This window comes from Streptomyces sp. JJ36 (assembly GCF_021696945.1).
GTDB lineage: Bacteria > Actinomycetota > Actinomycetes > Streptomycetales > Streptomycetaceae > Streptomyces.
In genome coordinates, this window is the sequence record NZ_JACYHE010000066.1 from 1 (window position 1) to 15,726 (window position 15,726).

The following is a 15,726-nucleotide window of genomic DNA, read 5'->3' on the forward strand; positions in this document are numbered from 1 at the left end:
GCGCCCCGGTGGTGGTGGCGGCGGCGCTGACCGCCCAGATCGGAAGAGCGCCGGGGGGGGCAGGAGTGGAGATCTCGGTGGGCGCCGTACCATTAAAAAAAACAGCGGGCTCCGGAGCACCCCCGCGCCCGGGCGCAGGGGGCGTGCCCGCTTCCGGGCGCGGGCCTGCCCGGTTGCCCGGTCCGGGCGCCCGAGTGGCGCCCCCTGACCGGGAGCGCGTTGACTCCCGCCCACGATGGTGCTGGACTCCGGCGGAGCCCCGCACCGGCTCCCGTCCGCCCCGCCCCCGAGGAAGGTCCCCGCCGATGACCGCCGACCCCGCCCCGGAGACCGTCCGCGGCGCCTCCGACGCCGACCCCGGCCCGGCCACGGGCCGTGGCGCCGGCCCCGGCGCTGCTGCGGCAGCCGGCCGCGACACCGTCCAGGCCGTCGCGGACCTCCCCGCGGCGGACCCGGGGGCCGCGCCCGTCGCCGTGCTGGGCGAGTGCGTCGCCGACGCCTTCACCACACCCCCGCCCGCCGGCGCCCCGGGCCCGGCCCTCGGCCTGGAGGTCCTCCCCGGCGGCGGCCCGGCCAACACCGCCGTTGCCCTGGCCCGGCTCGGCACCCGCACCCGCTTCCTCGGACGGCTCTCCTCCGACGTCTTCGGCCGGCTCTTCCGCGACCACCTCACCGCCTCCGGCGTCGACCTCGGCGCCGCCGTCGCGGCGGCCGAACCCAGCACCCTGGCCGTCGCCGACCTCGCCGAGGACGGCAGCGCCGCCTACTCCTTCCACGCCGAGGGCACCGCCGACTGGCAGTGGACCCCGGCCGAGCTGCGTGCGGCCGCCGGCGAGCCGGTCGCCTGCCTGCACACCGGCTCCCTCGCGCTCGTACGGCCCCCGGGGGCGGCCGCCGTCGAGGAGCTGCTGACCGCCGTGCGCCCCCGCGCCACCGTCTCCCTCGACCCCAACGTGCGACCGCTCCTGGTCGACCCCGCCGTCTACCGGGAGCGGCTGCCGCACTGGTGCGCCGCCGCCGACGTCCTGCGGCTGTCCGACGACGACCTCGCACACCTGTGCCCCGACCGGACGCCGGAGGAGGCCGCCGACCTCTTCCACACCCACGGCACCCCGCTGGTCGTCGTCACCCTCGGCGCCGGCGGCGTTCTCGCCTCGCACCACGGGCGGCGGCTGCGGGTCGCCGCGCCGCCCACCACCGTGGTGGACACCGTCGGTGCGGGCGACTCCTTCATGGCCGGTTTCCTGCACTCCCTGCACGCCGCCGGTGCGCTGGGTGGACGCCTGGACGCCCTCCGTACGGAGGAACTGCGCTCCGCTCTCGCCCTCGGCACCCGGGTCGCGGCGGCCGTGTGCGCCGTGCGCGGGGCGAACCCTCCCTGGGCAGCGCAGCTCGCCCGTCCGTAGCCGGATACGTTGAGGGGGTGCACGCAGGCCAGGAACCCCCCGAGAGCTCGTCCGGACCGCTGCGCAGAGCGCGCGTCATCTACCGGAACGTCCCCAAGCGCCGGATGGCGTGGCTGCTGCTGAAGGACACGGTCAACTCCTGCATGGAGTACCGGGTGCTCGGCCTGGCGGCGGAGGCGGCCTTCTTCACGCTGATCTCCATCCCGCCGCTGCTCCTCGGCCTGGTCGGCCTCATCGGCTATCTGGACGGCTGGTTCGGGGTGGACACCGTCGACTCCATCCGGCGGAACTTCCTCAACGCCTCCGAGACCGTGCTCTCCGACCGGGGCGTGGACCAGGTCGCCCGGCCGCTGATCGACGACGTCATCGAGGGCGGCCGCCCGGACGTGATCTCTCTCGGCTTCGCGCTCGCCCTCTGGTCCGGCTCCCGCGCGGTCAACGTCTTCATCGACACCATCACCGTGATGTACGGGCTCGACGGGCACCGCGGCATCGTCAAGACCCGGCTGCTCGCCTTCGTGCTCTACCTGGTCGCCCTGGTCATCGGCATGGTCGTGCTGCCGCTGATGGTCGCCGGGCCGGAGGCGGTGATGCAGCTCGTGCCGCAGACCGAACAGCTCGTACGCATCTTCTACTGGCCCGTGGTGCTGGTGCTCTCCATCGTCTTCCTCACCACGCTCTACCACGTCTCGGTGCCGGTGCGCTCACCCTGGCGGGAGGACGTGCCCGGGGCGCTCGTGGCCCTCGTCATGTGGGTGCTCGGCAGCTTCCTGCTGCGGCTCTACCTCACCAGCACGGTCGAGGGCCCCACCATCTACGGCTCCCTGGCGGCGCCGGTCGCGGTACTGCTCTGGATCGGCATCTCCGCCTTCGCCGTGCTCGTCGGCGCCGCGGTGAACGCGGCCATCGACCGGGTCTGGCCGTCCGTGGCCACCGCCGCCGCGCGGCGCATCACCGAGCGCGCCCGGGAGGAGGCGGCTGCCGAGGTCGTGGCGGCGGCCGAGGCGCGTCGTCGCGCCATGCGCGAGGCCGAGGGGGAGGGAGACGGGGACCCGCCGGCGGAGTTCCCGGAGCGCTGGACGAAGTTCCTCCCGCCCGGCGATGTCCGCTCCCGGCTGCGCTCCCGCAACCGGCCCTGAGCCGCGCGTCGGCGCCGTGCCGTGTCGGCCGGCCCTGGGCCCGCGCGGCCGGCGGGCGCCGCCGCCTCCCCCCGGCCGGGTGCCGGAGGTCCCCGGGCGGTGCGTCTGCGGCCGGGCCGGGTCCCGGCGGCTGTGCCGCCCCTCCCGGAGACCCGGACCGCTCAGGCGCGCACCGCCGTGGCGTACCGGCCGAAACCGCTGGTGTACCAGCGGCTCCCGTCCAGGGCCACGGCAAAGCCCTCGGTGTCGGGCAACTCCTCCAGCCACTCCCGGGCCCCGTCACCCATGGCGTACGCCGCCGTGGCCCGGGCGTCGGCCCGGGTCAGCCCCGGGCAGACCACCGTCACCGAGGCGAGGGCGGTGACCGGCGGTTCCCCGGTGTGCGGATCGACGATCAGGCAGCCCCGCTCGGCCGGGCCCGAGGTGGCGACGGCCGTCTCCCGAGCGCCGTCCGCGACGCCGACGACCGCGGCGAGCGCCCCGGGTTCGAGGGGATCGGAGATCCCGATGCGCCAGGGACCGCCCCGGAGCTGGATGTCGCCGCCGCCGTTGACGCAGACCGCGTCCGCCAGGGCCAGCAGCCGTGCCGCCTGCTCGACCGCCCACCCCTTCACCAGTCCCGTCGGGTCGAAGCCGCAGCCCCCGCCCGGGCGGCGGGCGTACCGGGCCGAGAACCAGCCCCCGCTCTCCCGTTCGGCCTCCGCGCACAGCCGCCACACCTGCCGCACCCGCGGATCGCACCGGGCCAGGGTCAGTTCACCCCGGTTCAGCCGGGTGACCTGGCTCTCCGGGCGGTAGGGGGAGAAGGTCTCGTCCGTGCGGTGCAGCAGCGCCACGGACTCCTCCAGCGCCGCCCGTACCTGCTCGCTGTCCGTACCGCCTCGCACGTCGAAGGAGAAGACGGTGCCCATCGTCTGCTCCACGTGACGCACCCGCGCAGGCCCGGACATCTCAGGCCCCCGCCTGATCCAGCGCACTCTGCAGGGACCGGCGGTAGCCCTCGCTGGTGTACGTCGCCCCGGACACCGCGTCGATGCGCGCGCTCTGCGCCGCGAGCGCCTCCCGGTTGAGCCGGGGGACGGCGCCGGCGGAGAGCTGCCTGCTCTTCGGCGCCGCGTCCGGCGACCGGACGGCGGCGGCCGCCACGATCCGGTCGCCGCTCAGGGAGACGCGCACCTGGACGGGGCCGAACCGGGTGCGGACCACGTCGCCGGTGACGGCCCGTACGCCGGACCCGGGCGCCGCGGTCTCCGGCCCGGGCACGCCGCCGGGGGCGGGGGCGGTGGCCCGGCCGGCCGCGGGGTCGGTCTCCGGCTTGAGCGCGAGCAGCAGCACCACGCCGGAGACGGTGGCCGCCCCGGTGAGGGCGACACGGCGGAGCGGATGCTTCCTCTTCACGGGCCTCACCTTGCTCAGAACTCGAAGGATTCGTGATGGATGCGCCGCTCGGGGACCCCGGCCTCGCGGAGCGTGCTGAACCACTCCTCGGCCAGCCCCGGCGGGCCGCACAGGTACACGTCGTGCTCGGCGACGTCCGGGAGGGCCTCGCGCAGCCACTCCGCGTCGATCACCGGCCGCCTGCCGTCCGGGCTGTTGACCGCGTACAGCAGTCGGGCCCCCCGTTCGCCGGCGATCGCCTCCAGCTCCTCCCGCAGCGCCAGTTCCGCGGCCGAACGGGCGCGGTAGAGCAGGGTCAGATCCCCGGGCGCGCCGGGCAGCGTCTCGAACAGTGCACGCAACGGGGTGATGCCCGCACCGCCCGCGAGCAGCAGCACCTTGCCGCGGCGGCGGCGTGCCGCGGTGAGGGCCCCGTACGGGCCCTCCGCCCAGATCCGGGTGCCCGGCCGCAGACCGGCCAGGGCGGCGCTGTGGCCGCCGGCCGCCTTGACGGTGATCCGCATCAGGTCGGGGCGGGGCGGTGCGGAGAGCGAATACGGGTTCGCGGTCCACCACAGCCCGGGGGCCAGGAAGCGCCAGCGGAAGAAGTGGCCGGCCTCCGCGTGCAGCCGGTGCAACCGCCGGCCGCGGATCAGCACCGAGACCACTCCGGGCACCTCCGGCACGACCGAGTCGACCCGCATCCGGTGGCGGAGGTTCAGCCGCACCGGGGTGAGGACGCGGTACCAGACCAGCAGCGCCGCGGCAGCGCCGTACAGGGCGTACCAGGCGGTGGTGGCGAAGGGGTCGCCGGCGAACTCGCTCCCCGTGGCCAGTTGGTGCCAGAACACCAGGTAGACGGCGGGGTAGGTGAGCAGGTGCAGGTAGTACCAGAGCTCGTAGCGGAGCCGGCGGCGCAGGGCGCCGACCGAGACGAAGCCGACGAGGAAGAGCAGCAGGGTGCCGGCGGTCGCCTCGGCCATGGCGGGGAACCCGGTCACCAGCGTGACGGTGTACGGCACGAGGGGGCTGCCCTCCTGGAGGGCGTACCCGTACACGATCAGCCCGACGTGGGCGACGGTCAGCGAGAGCGCGTAGCGGCCGGTCATCGCGTGCCACCGGGCCACGCGGTCGGAGCCCACGCGGCGTTCCAGGGCCGGCACCCGTGCCATCTGGACGACCACCAGGGCGATCCCGTAGCCGGCGAGGAGACCGCTGATCCGGCCGGCGTGCACCAGCCAGTCGGCCCGGGTCGCGGGGACGGCGGGGGTGTTCCGCCACCACAGCGACAGCACGGCGACCGCGCCGGACCAGGCCAGGACGAGCAGCGGCACCGCAGGCGAGCGCCGGGGGCGTATCCCGCGTCGGGCCTGCCGCCTGCCCGCGCGGCTGTACTGGATGGTGGTCACGGGCGCCGTCCCTCTCCTCGCCGGTGGCTCCGGCACTGTAGGCCGGGCGGCGCGGGCCGGTCCGGATTCTGCGCGGACCACGACAAAAAGCGGCGCGGCCGCAGACGGCGGCGCGCCGGAACGCAGGGACCGCCACCCCGGTGTGCGGCGCACCCGGCAGCGTGCACGGCCCACCGGCCCACCGGCCCACCCGGGCCGCGCGCCGCCGCACCTTGCTCAGGCCGTCACGGAACCCGGCGCACTCCCGGTTCCCACGCCGTGCTCGCCCGCACTGCGCCGTTCCAGCGACTCCTCCACGTCCTCCATGGCATCCGGCGGCAGCAGCGCGAAGAGGTCCACGGCGTTCCCGTCCGGGTCCTCGACGACCGCGTACCGCATCCCCCAGAAGGCGTCCCACGGCTGCTTACGGCCCGGGTACCCCGCCGCCGTGAGGGAGCGGTAGGCGGCGTCCACCCCGGCCGGGCTCGCGCACTCGAAGGCCAGCGAGACCGAGCGGCTGCCCTGCGGCTCCGTCCAGCCCGGGTCGAAGGTGCGGAGGGTCTCGACCGTGTCGAAGGCGACCTTCAGCCCGCCGGGCAACAGCGCTTCGACGTGGGGCCGGTCCTCCGAGCCGTCCGGCACCTCGAGCCCGAGCCTGCGATAGAAGGCGAGCGCGGCCGCCATGTCCTGCACGGCGACCTGGACGACGGCGAAACGGGGAGCGGTGGGGGTCATGGCTGGAGGGTAGAGGCGTGCCGCCCCGGGAAAATCATTGGCGCGCCGGGGGCCGGGCCCCTTACGCTGCCGGGCGTACGCCGGGACGCGAACCGGCGGCGCAGACGCCGGCCCGCCGCCAGCGCGGAGACGACGGAGGAGGTGTGAAGACCGTGACGACGACCGTCCTTGTCGCCGTGGGCCCTGCCGCCCGCGCGCATGACTCCCTCTTCTCCCTCTCCGTGGCCACCGGCTGACCCGGCCGCCCGTACGCCTGCCGCGACGCGCATGCGCTGCCGTCGCCCGGCGCCTGCGTGCCGTTCCGCCGGGGCCACCCTTCCGAAGGGTCTTCCCGTGCACGACTCCTCAGCCTCCACCCCGCGCTCAGCGTCCACCCCGTCCCCGGCGGCCACCCCGCACGGCCTCACCGCCTACGGCTGGGACCCCGGCGTCGCCGACGCCTTCGCCCCGTACGAGGCCGAAGGCCTGCTGCCGGCCCGTGTGGTGCGGGTCGACCGCGGCCGCTGCCACGCCGTCACCCCCGGCGGCACCGTCCGCGCCGGCGCCGCGCCCGTCGCCGCCGGGGACCCGGCCCGTGCCCTGTGCACCGGCGACTGGGTCGTCCTCGGCACCGACGCGGAAGGCGAGCACGAGGTACGGGCCGTGCTGCCGCGGCGCACCGCCTTCGTGCGTTCGGTGTCCTCGCGCCGCGCCGAGGGGCAGGTGCTCGCCGCCAACGCCGACACGGCCCTGATCGCCGTCTCCCTCGCCGCCGAACCGGACCTCGGACGGGTCGAGCGCTTCGTCTCCCTGGCCTGGGCGGGCGGCACCCGGCCGCTGCTGGCTCTCACCAAGGCGGACCTGGTGCCGGAGGCGGACACCCTGCGCCATCTGACCGCGGACGTGGCGGGCGTGGCGCCCGCCGTGCCGGTCCTCGCCGTCAGCGCGCTGACCGGCGACGGGCTGGAGGCGCTCCGCGCCGCCCTGGCGGGCGGCACCACGGTGCTGCTCGGCACCTCCGGAGCCGGCAAGTCGACGCTGGCCAACGCCCTGCTCGGCGCCGACGTCCAGCAGGTGCAGGAGATCCGCAGCCGCGACGGCAAGGGGCGGCACACCACCACGACCCGCGACCTGCTGCCGCTGCCGGGCGGCGGCGTGCTCATCGACACACCGGGACTCCGGGGTGTCGGGCTCTGGGACGCCGAGGACGGCGTGGGCCGCGCCTTCGCGGACATCGAGGCCCTCGCCGCGCGCTGCCGTTTCCCGGACTGCGCACACCGGGCCGAGCCCGGGTGTGCCGTCCTCGCGGCCGTCGCCGACGGCGAGCTGCCCGCACGGCGCCTGGAGAGCCACCGCAAGCTACTGCGTGAGAACGCCCGGCTCGCCGCCCGTACGGACGCCCGGCTGCGGGCCGAGCAGAAGCGGGTCGCCAAGCAGCGGCAGGCGCTGGGCCGGCACATGACGGAGCGCAAGCGGGGGCCGCGCCGCCGCTGAGCCGTGCCGCCCGCGGGCGGGCGGACCGCCGTACGGCGTGCACCGGCCGCACGTCGTACGACCGGTCCGCCCGCCCGCCGTGCTTGCTAGCGTCCTCCCATGTCCGTCCCGCACCCGCGGCGCCCCGGTGCCGCCGCACCGCACACGCCCGGTCCCCGGGGGCGGCCGTGACGAGCGCGGCCGGGAACGCCTTCGGGCCGTTCCAGTTCCAGCTCGTGCTGCTGCGCCGGATGGCCGACTTCCAGCCCGGTCTGGTGGCGGACGCGTTGCGCGAGCTCGGCACCGACCGCGCCGCGCTGCGCGAGGCCCACCGCCGCTGGCAGGCGATGGTCCGGTCGCCGCGGGGCCGCGGCGCCGTGGCCCGGTACCGCTCGGTGCTGGGGCCGCCGGAGGACACCGTGCGCCGCCGCATCGGCGACCTCGACTGCGAGGCCCTGACCTGGCGCGTGCCGCTCTGGCCCGACCTGCGCTTCGAGGTGCTGACCGCGCCCGGCGGGCACGCCTGGAACGAGTGGCTGGTCCGGGCCCCGGGCGCTGCCCCGCCCCGCCTCCGTACGGTCGAGGACCTCACCCCGTGGTCCTGCACCGTCGACGAGGCGGCCCGCGCCTTCGCCCCCGCCCGCCCCCTGGAGGGCTCGGCTCCCACCCGCTGGCGCCTGGCCTTCACCGCCCCGGACGCGGCCGGCGAACGGCACCCGGTGCTCGCGGAGTTCACCTGGGGACTCCTGCAACGGCTCCCCGACGGGTAGCCTGAAGCGCATGAGCCGACGACATTGACCCGAACCCGCCCCCCGGCACCGGGCGCGGCCCGAGGCGCGTCTCGCGCGCACCCTCTACGCCTCGTCCTTCCTGGAGGACCTCGTCCTCCTCTACCCGGTCTACGCGCTGCTCTTCGCCGGGACCGGCCTCTCGCCTGCCGGGATCTCCTCGCTCTTCGTCCTCTGGTCGCTCACGGCCTGGGTGCTGGAGGTGCCCTCCGGCGTGTGGGCCGACCGCTTCTCGCGCCGCCGGCTCCTCACCCTGAGCCCCGCGCTCTCCGGCGCCGGCTTCGCGCTGTGGACCTTCCTGCCCTCGTACGGCGCTTTCGCGGCGGGCTTCGTGCTGTGGGGCGCCGGCAGTTCCCTGCGCTCGGGCACGCTGGAGGCCCTGGTGTACGAGGAGCTGAAGCGTGCCGGGGCCGCCGGGGCGTACGGGCGGCTGCTGGGCCGCTCCCGCGCGCTGTCCACCCTGGCCGAGACCGCGGCGACCGCGGTCGCCGCGCCGGTCCTCGCCGCGGGCGGGTACCGGGCCGTGGGGATCGCCAGCGTGCTGGTGTGCGTGGCGGGCGTCGCGGTGGCCCGTACGTTCCCCGAGCACCGTGACCGGTCCGGCGGGTCCGGCCGGTCCGGGGGCGTCGCGCCGGACGGCGGCCCCGCCCGGGACGGGGACCCGGCCCACGCCGGCGAACCAGCTCACGACGGCGACCCCGCCGGGGACGGCGACCCCGCGCGGGAAGGGGGCTTCGGCGGGACGCTGCGGGCGGGACTCACCGAGATCCGCACCTCCCGGCCCGCCCGCCGCGCGGTCCTCCTGGTCTCCCTCCTCACCGGCTGCCTCGCCTACGACGAGTACCTGCCGCTGCTCGCCGCCGCGACCGGTGCGGACACCGTGCACGTCCCGCTGCTGGTGGTGCTCGTCTCCGCCGGCGCGGCCGCCGGGAACTGGTACGCCGACCGCGGCCACGCCCGTGCGGGACCGCTGCTCACGCTCGCCGCGGTCTGCCTGGCGGCCGGTGCGCTGAGCGGCCACCCGGCGGGCATGGCCCTGGTCGCCGCCGGATACGGCCTGTGCACCTGGGCGGCCACGGCCGCCGCAGCCCGGCTCCAGGACCGGATCGCCGACCGCACCCGCGCCACGGTCGGCTCCCTCGCCGGCCTCGGGTCCGAGGTGGTGTCGGTGCTCTTCTTCGCCGCCTACGCTCTCGGCTCGACCCGGTACGGCCCCGGCCCCCTGATCGCGGTGGCCGCGCTGCCGTACGCCGTCACCGCCCTGGCCCTCCGCGGCCGCCGCACCTGAGGCATGCGCGGGCCGCCCCGGCGCGGCCGTCCACGCGGGCACTGCGGCGGGCGGTCGCACGCCGGGTCAGTGGCGCGGCGGGAGGCGGTGCAGGGTGAGCGAGGTGAGGTGGGCGCCGGAGAGGCGGGCCGTCATGTAGGTGCAGTGGGGTTCGCGGCGGCGGTCGGTGGGGGAGCCCGGGTTGAGGAGGCGCAGGCCGTTCTCCGCGGTGGTGTCCCAGGGGATGTGGCTGTGCCCGAAGACCAGCACGTCGGTGTCGGGGAAGCGGTCCGCGCAGCGCCGTTCGCGGCCGCGGGCCGGCCCGGTCTCGTGGACGACGGCCAGACGCAGCCCCGCCAGTTCCGCGTGCGCCACCTCGGGCAGCCGGGCGCGCAGCTCCGGGCCGTCGTTGTTGCCGTACACGCCGATCAGGCGGCGGGAGCGGGACTCCAGCAGGTCCAGGGTGGCCTCGTCCACCCAGTCGCCCGCGTGGATCACCACGTCGGCCTCCGCCACCCGCGCCAGCAGCTCGGCGGGCAGCTCGCGGGCCCGCTGCGGCAGGTGGGTGTCGGAGGTCAGCAGGAGGCGCATACCGACACGGTAGTCCGCGGGCCGGGCCGGTGGGCGCCCGTGCCGTGGTGTCGCATTCCCGCTGGCACCGGGGGGTGCGCAGGCGCAGACTGGGCGGCGTGATGACGGAAGACAGCAGGTACGAGGCGGTGCGCAGCCGGGACGCGCGGTTCGACGGCGTGTTCTTCCTGGGCGTCGTGACCACCGGGATCTACTGCCGCCCGAGCTGCCCGGCGACGACCCCGCGACGGGAGAACGTGCGGTTCCACCCCACAGCGGCCGCCGCCCAGGGCGCGGGTTTCCGCGCCTGCCGCCGGTGCCGGCCGGACGCCGTGCCCGGGTCCCCGGAGTGGGACGTACGGGCGGACGTGGTGGGCCGGGCGATGCGGCTGATCCGGGACGGCGTGGTGGACCGGGAGGGGGTCGCCGGGCTGGCGGCCCGGCTCGGGTACAGCACCCGCCAGGTGCAGCGGCAGCTCGTCGCGGAACTGGGCGCCGGACCGGTCGCGCTGGCCCGGGCGCAGCGCGCGCACACCGCGCGGGTGCTGCTCCAGACGACGGCGCTGCCGGTGACGCAGATCGCCTTCGCCGCCGGCTTCGCCAGCGTGCGGCAGTTCAACGACACCGTGCGGGAGATCTACGCGACCACCCCGAGCGGCCTGCGGGCCGCGCGGCGGGGCGGGCTGGGGTCGGCCGGACCCGCGCCCCGCCCCGGCGGGCCCGGCGGCCCCGCGGGCCGTGGAGACCCGGAGCCGGAGGCGGGCCCGCCCTGTGCCGGCGTGCCGCTGCGGCTCGCCTTCCGCGGCCCGTACGCCGCCCGGCAGGTCTTCGACTTCCTGAGCCGGCGCGCCGTCCCGGGGGTCGAGGAGGTGCGCGGCACGCCGGGCGCCCGCACCTACCGGCGCACGCTGGGGCTGACGTACGGCACCGGGGTCGCCGAGGTCGACGAGCGCCCCGGCGGCACCGCGCGCGGCGGCCACCGCTGGCTGGAGGCCCGGCTCCGCCTGGCCGACCTGCGCGACCTCACGTCCGCCGTGCAGCGCGTGCGGCACCTCTTCGACCTGGATGCCGACCCGTGCGCCGTCGCCGAACGGCTCGGCGGCGACCCCGCGCTCGGGCCGCTGCTGGCCGCCACGCCCGGCCTGCGCTCACCGGGCGCCGCGGGGGCGCACGAGGCGGCCGTACGGGCCGTGCTGGGCCAGCAGGTGACGGTCGCGGCGGCCCGCACCCTGGCCGGGACCCTCGTCGCCTGCTACGGGAAGCCGCTGCCGGCCGCGGACGGCGGGCTGACCCACCTCTTCCCCGAGGCGGAGGTGCTGGCCGGGGCGCCGCTGACGGAGCTCGGCATGCCCGGGGCCCGCAGGCGGGCGATCCGCACGCTGGCCGCCGCGCTCGCCGACGGCACCGTCCCGCTGCACCCCGGCACCGACCGGGACGAGACCGAGGCGGCGCTGCGGGCGCTGCCCGGCATCGGCCCGTGGACCGCGGGCTACGTCCGGATGCGGGCCCTCGGCGACCCGGACGTCTTCCTCCCCGGCGACGTGGGCGTACGCCAGGGACTGGCCGCGGCCGGCGCGGAACCGCGCGACGCGGACCGCTGGCGGCCCTGGCGCTCCTACGCCCTGCACCACCTCTGGAACGCCGCCGCGCCCACCGACGACACCGCGCAGGAGAAGAACTGATGCTCTACACCACCCACCCCAGCCCCCTCGGCGAGCTGCTGCTGGCCGGGCCGGAGCGCGGCGCCCTGGCCTTCGTCTCCGTCCCCGGGCAGAAGGGCGGCGCCACCGTCGGGCCGGACTGGCGGCGCGACGACGCCGCGTTCCCGGCGGCCGCCGAGCAGTTCGACGCCTACTTCGCCGGGGGCCTCGCGGAGTTCGACCTCACCCCGGCCACCCGCGGCACCCCCTTCCGGGAGCGGGTGTGGGCCGCGCTGGACGAGATCCCGTACGGCACCACGGTGACCTACGGGCAGCTCGCCGCGGCGGCCGGGCTGGACCGCCGCGCCGTGCGGGCGGTGGGCGGCGCCGTCGGCGCCAACCCGCTGACCGTCGTGCACCCCTGTCACCGGGTCGTCGGGGCCGACGGCTCGCTCACCGGCTACGCCGGCGGGCTGGACCGCAAGCGGCTGCTGCTCACGCTGGAGGGGGTGCTTCCCGCGGGGCTCCCCGGCGCAGGGAGCTGAGGGGCGCGTCGGGCGTTGCGGGCCCCGGTCTCCCACCGGCGCGTCCCCGCCGCCCGTGGCGGGCGCGCCTCCGCAGCCGAGGGTGCGCGTTCACGCACCTGGGACGTGCCGGGCGGCAGGCGCCGCCCGGCAGGGTTCCGCATCGGAGGGCGCGGGCTGCCCACCCGGCGGCCGGCGGCCGCGGCGCCGTGACCTGCCTTCGGGGGCCGGCACGGGACGGCTGGGCCGCCGAAGCCGCGGGGGCCCGCCGGGGCCGGCATGCAGGGTGTCCGCGGTCTGCGGGTGGTCCGCATGCCGGCGCTCCGGGCCGGCTGCTCAGGGGCGGACCAGGAGCACCTCCAGGGTGCGCGGGCCGTGCACCCCCTCCACCCGGTCCAGTTCGATGTCGCTGGTGGCCGACGGTCCGGAGACGAAGGTCAGCGGGCGGGCCGGGTCCAGCCGGGCCAGCCCCTCCGGCACCGTGGCCACGATCCGGTCCACGCTCAGGACGCACACATGGTGGTCCGGGACCAGGGTCAGCACCCGGCGGCCCTGGCCCGGGCCGCCGTCCAGCACCAGGGTGCCGGTGGCGGCGACGGCGGTCGCGGCCGTGGTCACCACCGTGTCCACGGAGTCGAGCGCGGCCGTGGTGAGCCGTGGCCGGTCGGTGAGCGTCCGTACGCCGGCCGGCGCGGCCCGCCACGCGGCGGGGAAGCCCTCGGGCACCACGGCCGTCCGGGTGCCGCGCCCGGCCAGCGTCCCGGCGAGGGCCGCCGGCACGCCGGCCTCCTCCACCACCCGTACGGTCGCGCGGTAGTCGGCGAGGCGCTCGGCGAGCAGCGTCACCACGTCCGCGCCGTCGGCCGCCGCGCCGGACGTGCCGCCGCCGCGCGCGTAGGTGCGCGGCACGGGCACGTCCTCGGGGCGCTCCTCCGGGGGGACGTCGGCCAGCGCCGCCCGGACGCGGGCCAGGATCTCCGCACGGGCGCTCCGCCGTGCGGCTGCCCCCGCCCCGACGGGTGCGTCGTCCCGTGCGTTCTCCCGTGCGCTGCCCGGGGGGTCGTTCCGCGCACCGCCCGGTGTGTCGTCCCGCGCTGAGCCGGGCTCGCCGTCCCGTTCGTGGTCCTGCGCGCCGCTCCGGGCGAGGTCCCGTGCGTCGTCCGGTGCCTGCCCCCGCGCGTTCCCCCGCGCGTCGTCCCGTGCGGTCATCCGCGGTTCCTCCTCCACCAGGCGCGGAAGGACTCCCGGGCCGGCGCCGGGGTGTCCCGGGCGTCGCTCCACCGGGACAGCGGGCCGGGCAGCCGCCCGAGCCGACCGCCGCGGCGCCGGGAGCCCAGCACCCGGCCGCCGGCCCCGGCGGCGCGCTGCGCGGCGGCGAGCCGGCCGGGGGAGCCGAGGGCCCAGCCCGCAGCCCGCATCGCGAGCCGTTCGGGGGGCGGCACACCGCCCCGCTTCTCCTCCACCACGCGGGTGCGCAGATGCACCAGCACCTCCGGGATGTCGATCTTCACCGGGCACACGTCGTAGCACGCTCCGCAGAGCGAGGAGGCGTACGGCAGGGAGCGGTCCAGCTCGCTCTCCAGGCCGCGGAGCTGCGGCCCCAGGATGGCGCCGATCGGCCCCGGGTAGACGGAGCCGTACGCGTGCCCGCCGGTCCGCTCGTACACCGGGCAGACGTTGAGACACGCCGAGCAGCGGATGCAGTACAGCGCCTGCCGGCCGACCGGGTCGGCGAGGGCGCGGGTCCGGCCGGCGTCCAGCAGCACCAGGTGGAAGGTGCGCGGCCCGTCCCCGTCCTCGGCGCCGCGGGTGCCGGTCCAGGTGGAGGTGTACGGGTTCATGCGCTCGCCTGTGGAGGAGCGCGGCAGGAGCTGGAGGAAGGTCTCCAGGTCCTGCCAGGTGGGCACCAGCTTCTCGATGCCGACGACGGAGATGAGGGTCTCCGGCAGTGTGAGGCACATGCGCCCGTTGCCCTCGGACTCCACGACGACCGCCGTGCCGGTCTCCGCGACCAGGAAGTTGGCGCCGGAGACGCCGACCTTCGCGCGCAGGAACTTCTCCCGCAGATGCCGCCGCGCGGCTTCCGCGAGTTGCCGCGGGTCGTCGCTCAGCTCCTCCGGCGCCGCGGTCCCGTGTGCGGCCATGCGGTTCCGGAAGAGGTCCCGGATCTCCGCGCGGTTGCGGTGGATGGCGGGCACCAGGATGTGTGAGGGGCGGTCCTCGCCGAGCTGCACGATGAGCTCCGCGAGGTCGGTCTCGTACGCGGCGATCCCGGCCCCGGCCAGCGCCTCGTTGAGGCCGGTCTCCTGGGTGGCCATGGATTTGACCTTGACCACCTCGCGTTCGCCGGTCTCCTGCACGAGGCCGGTCACGATGCGGTTGGCCTCGGCGGCGTCCCGGGCCCAGTGGACGGTGCCGCCGGCCTCCGTGACGCGCTCCTCCAGCAGGAGCAGGTAGTGGTCGAGGTGGCGCAGGGTGCGCTCCTTCAGGGCGCGCCCGGCCTCCCGCAGTTCCTCCCAGTCCGCCTGTTCGCCGACCGCCCCGGCGCGCTTCTCCCGGATGGTGGCGGTGGCGTGCGCCAGGTTCCGCCGGAGCTGGGTGTCGGCGAGGGCGTCCCGGGCGGCGTCCGGGAAGGCGGGCATGCCCAGGTCGGTGACGCGGCCGCTCACGGGACCACCGTCCCCGCGGCCGGCGCGCCCGCGCGCGGCGACTCCTGCGCGGCCAGGATCTCGGCGAGGTGGCGGGTGCCCACCCCGGTCCGGAACCGGGTCAGCAGTCCGCCGATGTGCATCAGGCAGGAGTTGTCGCCGGCGCACAGCACCTCGGCGCCGGTGCTCCCCACGTGCCGTGCCTTGTCCGCGCCCATGGCCACCGAGGTCTCGGCGTTCTTCAGCGCGAAGGTGCCGCCAAAGCCGCAGCACTGGTCCGCGTGCGGCAACTCGACCAGGTCGATGCCCCGTACGGCCCGCAGCAGCGTCAGCGGCCGGTCGCCGACACCGAGGAGGCGGAGCGAGTGACAGGTGGGGTGGTAGGTGACCCGGTGCGGGAAGGAGGCGCCCACATCGGTCACCCGGAGCACGTCCACCAGGAACTCGGAGAGTTCGTGGACCGGGGGCGCGGCCGCCACCTCCTCGGCGAGCAGCGGGTCGCCCGCGGCCGCGGCGATCGGGGCGTGGTGCGCCCGGACCATGGCGGCGCAGGAGCCGGAGGGGGCCACCACGGCGTCGTACCCGGCGAACGCCCGGGCGAAGCGGCGGACCAGCGGGACGCACTCCCGCCGGTAGCCGGTGTTGAAGTGCATCTGGCCGCAGCAGGTCTGCTGCTCCGGGAACTCCACGGTGCAGCCCAGCCGCTCCAGCAGCCGGACGACGGCGCGGCCGGTGGCGGGATAGAGCGTGTCGTTGAGGCAGGTGATGAACAGCGCGACGCGCATGATCGCT

At 76.8% G+C, this 15,726-nt stretch carries 14 protein-coding genes and 1 pseudogene; 7 read left to right on the forward strand and 8 right to left on the reverse strand.

Features of this window, described 5'->3' with window-relative positions; translation table 11 throughout:
- The first annotated feature begins 305 nt into the window (after nt 1–305).
- Together HOY81_RS20980 and HOY81_RS20985 are read left to right on the forward strand one after the other, a co-directional pair.
- The gene (locus HOY81_RS20980) at nt 306–1,406 is read left to right on the forward strand and encodes a carbohydrate kinase (protein WP_237322033.1); all 1,101 of its coding nucleotides are present in this window, start codon (nt 306–308) and stop codon (nt 1,404–1,406) included.
- Between the two features lie 104 nt (nt 1,407–1,510).
- Nucleotides 1,511–2,545, forward strand: a complete 1,035-nt coding sequence (locus HOY81_RS20985) for a YihY/virulence factor BrkB family protein (RefSeq protein ID WP_306423528.1) — start codon at nt 1,511–1,513, stop codon at nt 2,543–2,545.
- 161 nt (nt 2,546–2,706) lie between these two features.
- Here the strand turns inward: HOY81_RS20985 and HOY81_RS20990 are convergent, their stop codons facing one another.
- The 4 genes and pseudogenes from HOY81_RS20990 to HOY81_RS21005 all read right to left on the reverse strand — a co-directional run.
- A complete protein-coding gene (locus HOY81_RS20990) occupies nt 2,707–3,495 on the reverse strand; it encodes an FAD:protein FMN transferase (RefSeq protein ID WP_237322035.1) in 789 nt (262 codons plus the stop codon).
- A 1-nt stretch (nt 3,496) separates the two neighbouring features.
- The gene (locus HOY81_RS20995) at nt 3,497–3,943 is read right to left on the reverse strand and encodes an FMN-binding protein (RefSeq protein WP_237322036.1); all 447 of its coding nucleotides are present in this window, start codon (nt 3,941–3,943) and stop codon (nt 3,497–3,499) included.
- A gap of 14 nt (nt 3,944–3,957) precedes the next feature.
- Nucleotides 3,958–5,331 (reverse strand): ferric reductase-like transmembrane domain-containing protein, encoded by a 1,374-nt coding sequence (locus tag HOY81_RS21000; RefSeq protein WP_237322037.1) that lies wholly within the window; start codon nt 5,329–5,331, stop codon nt 3,958–3,960.
- Nucleotides 5,332–5,646: 315 nt separating this feature from the next.
- Nucleotides 5,647–6,045, reverse strand: a pseudogene (locus HOY81_RS21005) (VOC family protein); the annotation flags it as partial.
- 333 nt (nt 6,046–6,378) lie between these two features.
- Here HOY81_RS21005 and rsgA point away from each other — a divergent pair.
- From rsgA to HOY81_RS21020, 3 genes are all read left to right on the forward strand, one after another.
- Nucleotides 6,379–7,518 carry a ribosome small subunit-dependent GTPase A gene (rsgA, locus tag HOY81_RS21010; protein WP_237322038.1) on the forward strand — a complete coding sequence of 380 codons (1,140 nt, stop codon included), beginning with the start codon at nt 6,379–6,381 and terminating at the stop codon, nt 7,516–7,518.
- Nucleotides 7,519–7,685: 167 nt separating this feature from the next.
- Nucleotides 7,686–8,267, forward strand: a complete 582-nt coding sequence (locus tag HOY81_RS21015) for a hypothetical protein (protein WP_237322039.1) — start codon at nt 7,686–7,688, stop codon at nt 8,265–8,267.
- A 100-nt stretch (nt 8,268–8,367) separates the two neighbouring features.
- The gene (locus HOY81_RS21020; RefSeq protein ID WP_272893113.1) at nt 8,368–9,573 is read left to right on the forward strand and encodes an MFS transporter; all 1,206 of its coding nucleotides are present in this window, start codon (nt 8,368–8,370) and stop codon (nt 9,571–9,573) included.
- A gap of 66 nt (nt 9,574–9,639) precedes the next feature.
- Here HOY81_RS21020 and HOY81_RS21025 read toward each other — a convergent pair whose 3' ends face one another.
- Nucleotides 9,640–10,143 (reverse strand): metallophosphoesterase, encoded by a 504-nt coding sequence (locus HOY81_RS21025; RefSeq protein ID WP_237322040.1) that lies wholly within the window; start codon nt 10,141–10,143, stop codon nt 9,640–9,642.
- A 101-nt stretch (nt 10,144–10,244) separates the two neighbouring features.
- On the opposite strand from HOY81_RS21025, the gene HOY81_RS21030 reads away from it, so the two are divergent.
- Both HOY81_RS21030 and HOY81_RS21035 read left to right on the forward strand, forming a co-directional pair.
- Nucleotides 10,245–11,804: a DNA-3-methyladenine glycosylase 2 family protein gene (locus HOY81_RS21030; protein WP_237322054.1), complete on the forward strand. Its 1,560-nt coding sequence runs from the start codon at nt 10,245–10,247 to the stop codon at nt 11,802–11,804.
- The gene (locus HOY81_RS21035; RefSeq protein ID WP_272893105.1) at nt 11,804–12,307 is read left to right on the forward strand and encodes a methylated-DNA--[protein]-cysteine S-methyltransferase; all 504 of its coding nucleotides are present in this window, start codon (nt 11,804–11,806) and stop codon (nt 12,305–12,307) included. The genes HOY81_RS21030 and HOY81_RS21035 overlap by 1 nt, the downstream gene beginning before the upstream one ends.
- A gap of 315 nt (nt 12,308–12,622) precedes the next feature.
- Here the strand turns inward: HOY81_RS21035 and HOY81_RS21040 are convergent, their stop codons facing one another.
- Genes HOY81_RS21040 through HOY81_RS21050 form a run of 3 tightly spaced genes read right to left on the reverse strand, consistent with a single transcriptional unit; the run spans nt 12,623 to nt 15,719 of the window.
- Nucleotides 12,623–13,495: an LUD domain-containing protein gene (locus HOY81_RS21040; protein ID WP_306423527.1), complete on the reverse strand. Its 873-nt coding sequence runs from the start codon at nt 13,493–13,495 to the stop codon at nt 12,623–12,625.
- On the reverse strand, nt 13,492–14,928 hold the full coding sequence (locus tag HOY81_RS21045) for a LutB/LldF family L-lactate oxidation iron-sulfur protein (protein ID WP_237322057.1): 1,437 nt from the start codon (nt 14,926–14,928) through the stop codon (nt 13,492–13,494). The genes HOY81_RS21040 and HOY81_RS21045 overlap by 4 nt, the downstream gene beginning before the upstream one ends.
- A gap of 23 nt (nt 14,929–14,951) precedes the next feature.
- On the reverse strand, nt 14,952–15,719 hold the full coding sequence (locus tag HOY81_RS21050; protein ID WP_237322041.1) for a (Fe-S)-binding protein: 768 nt from the start codon (nt 15,717–15,719) through the stop codon (nt 14,952–14,954).
- Nucleotides 15,720–15,726 lie beyond the last annotated feature (7 nt).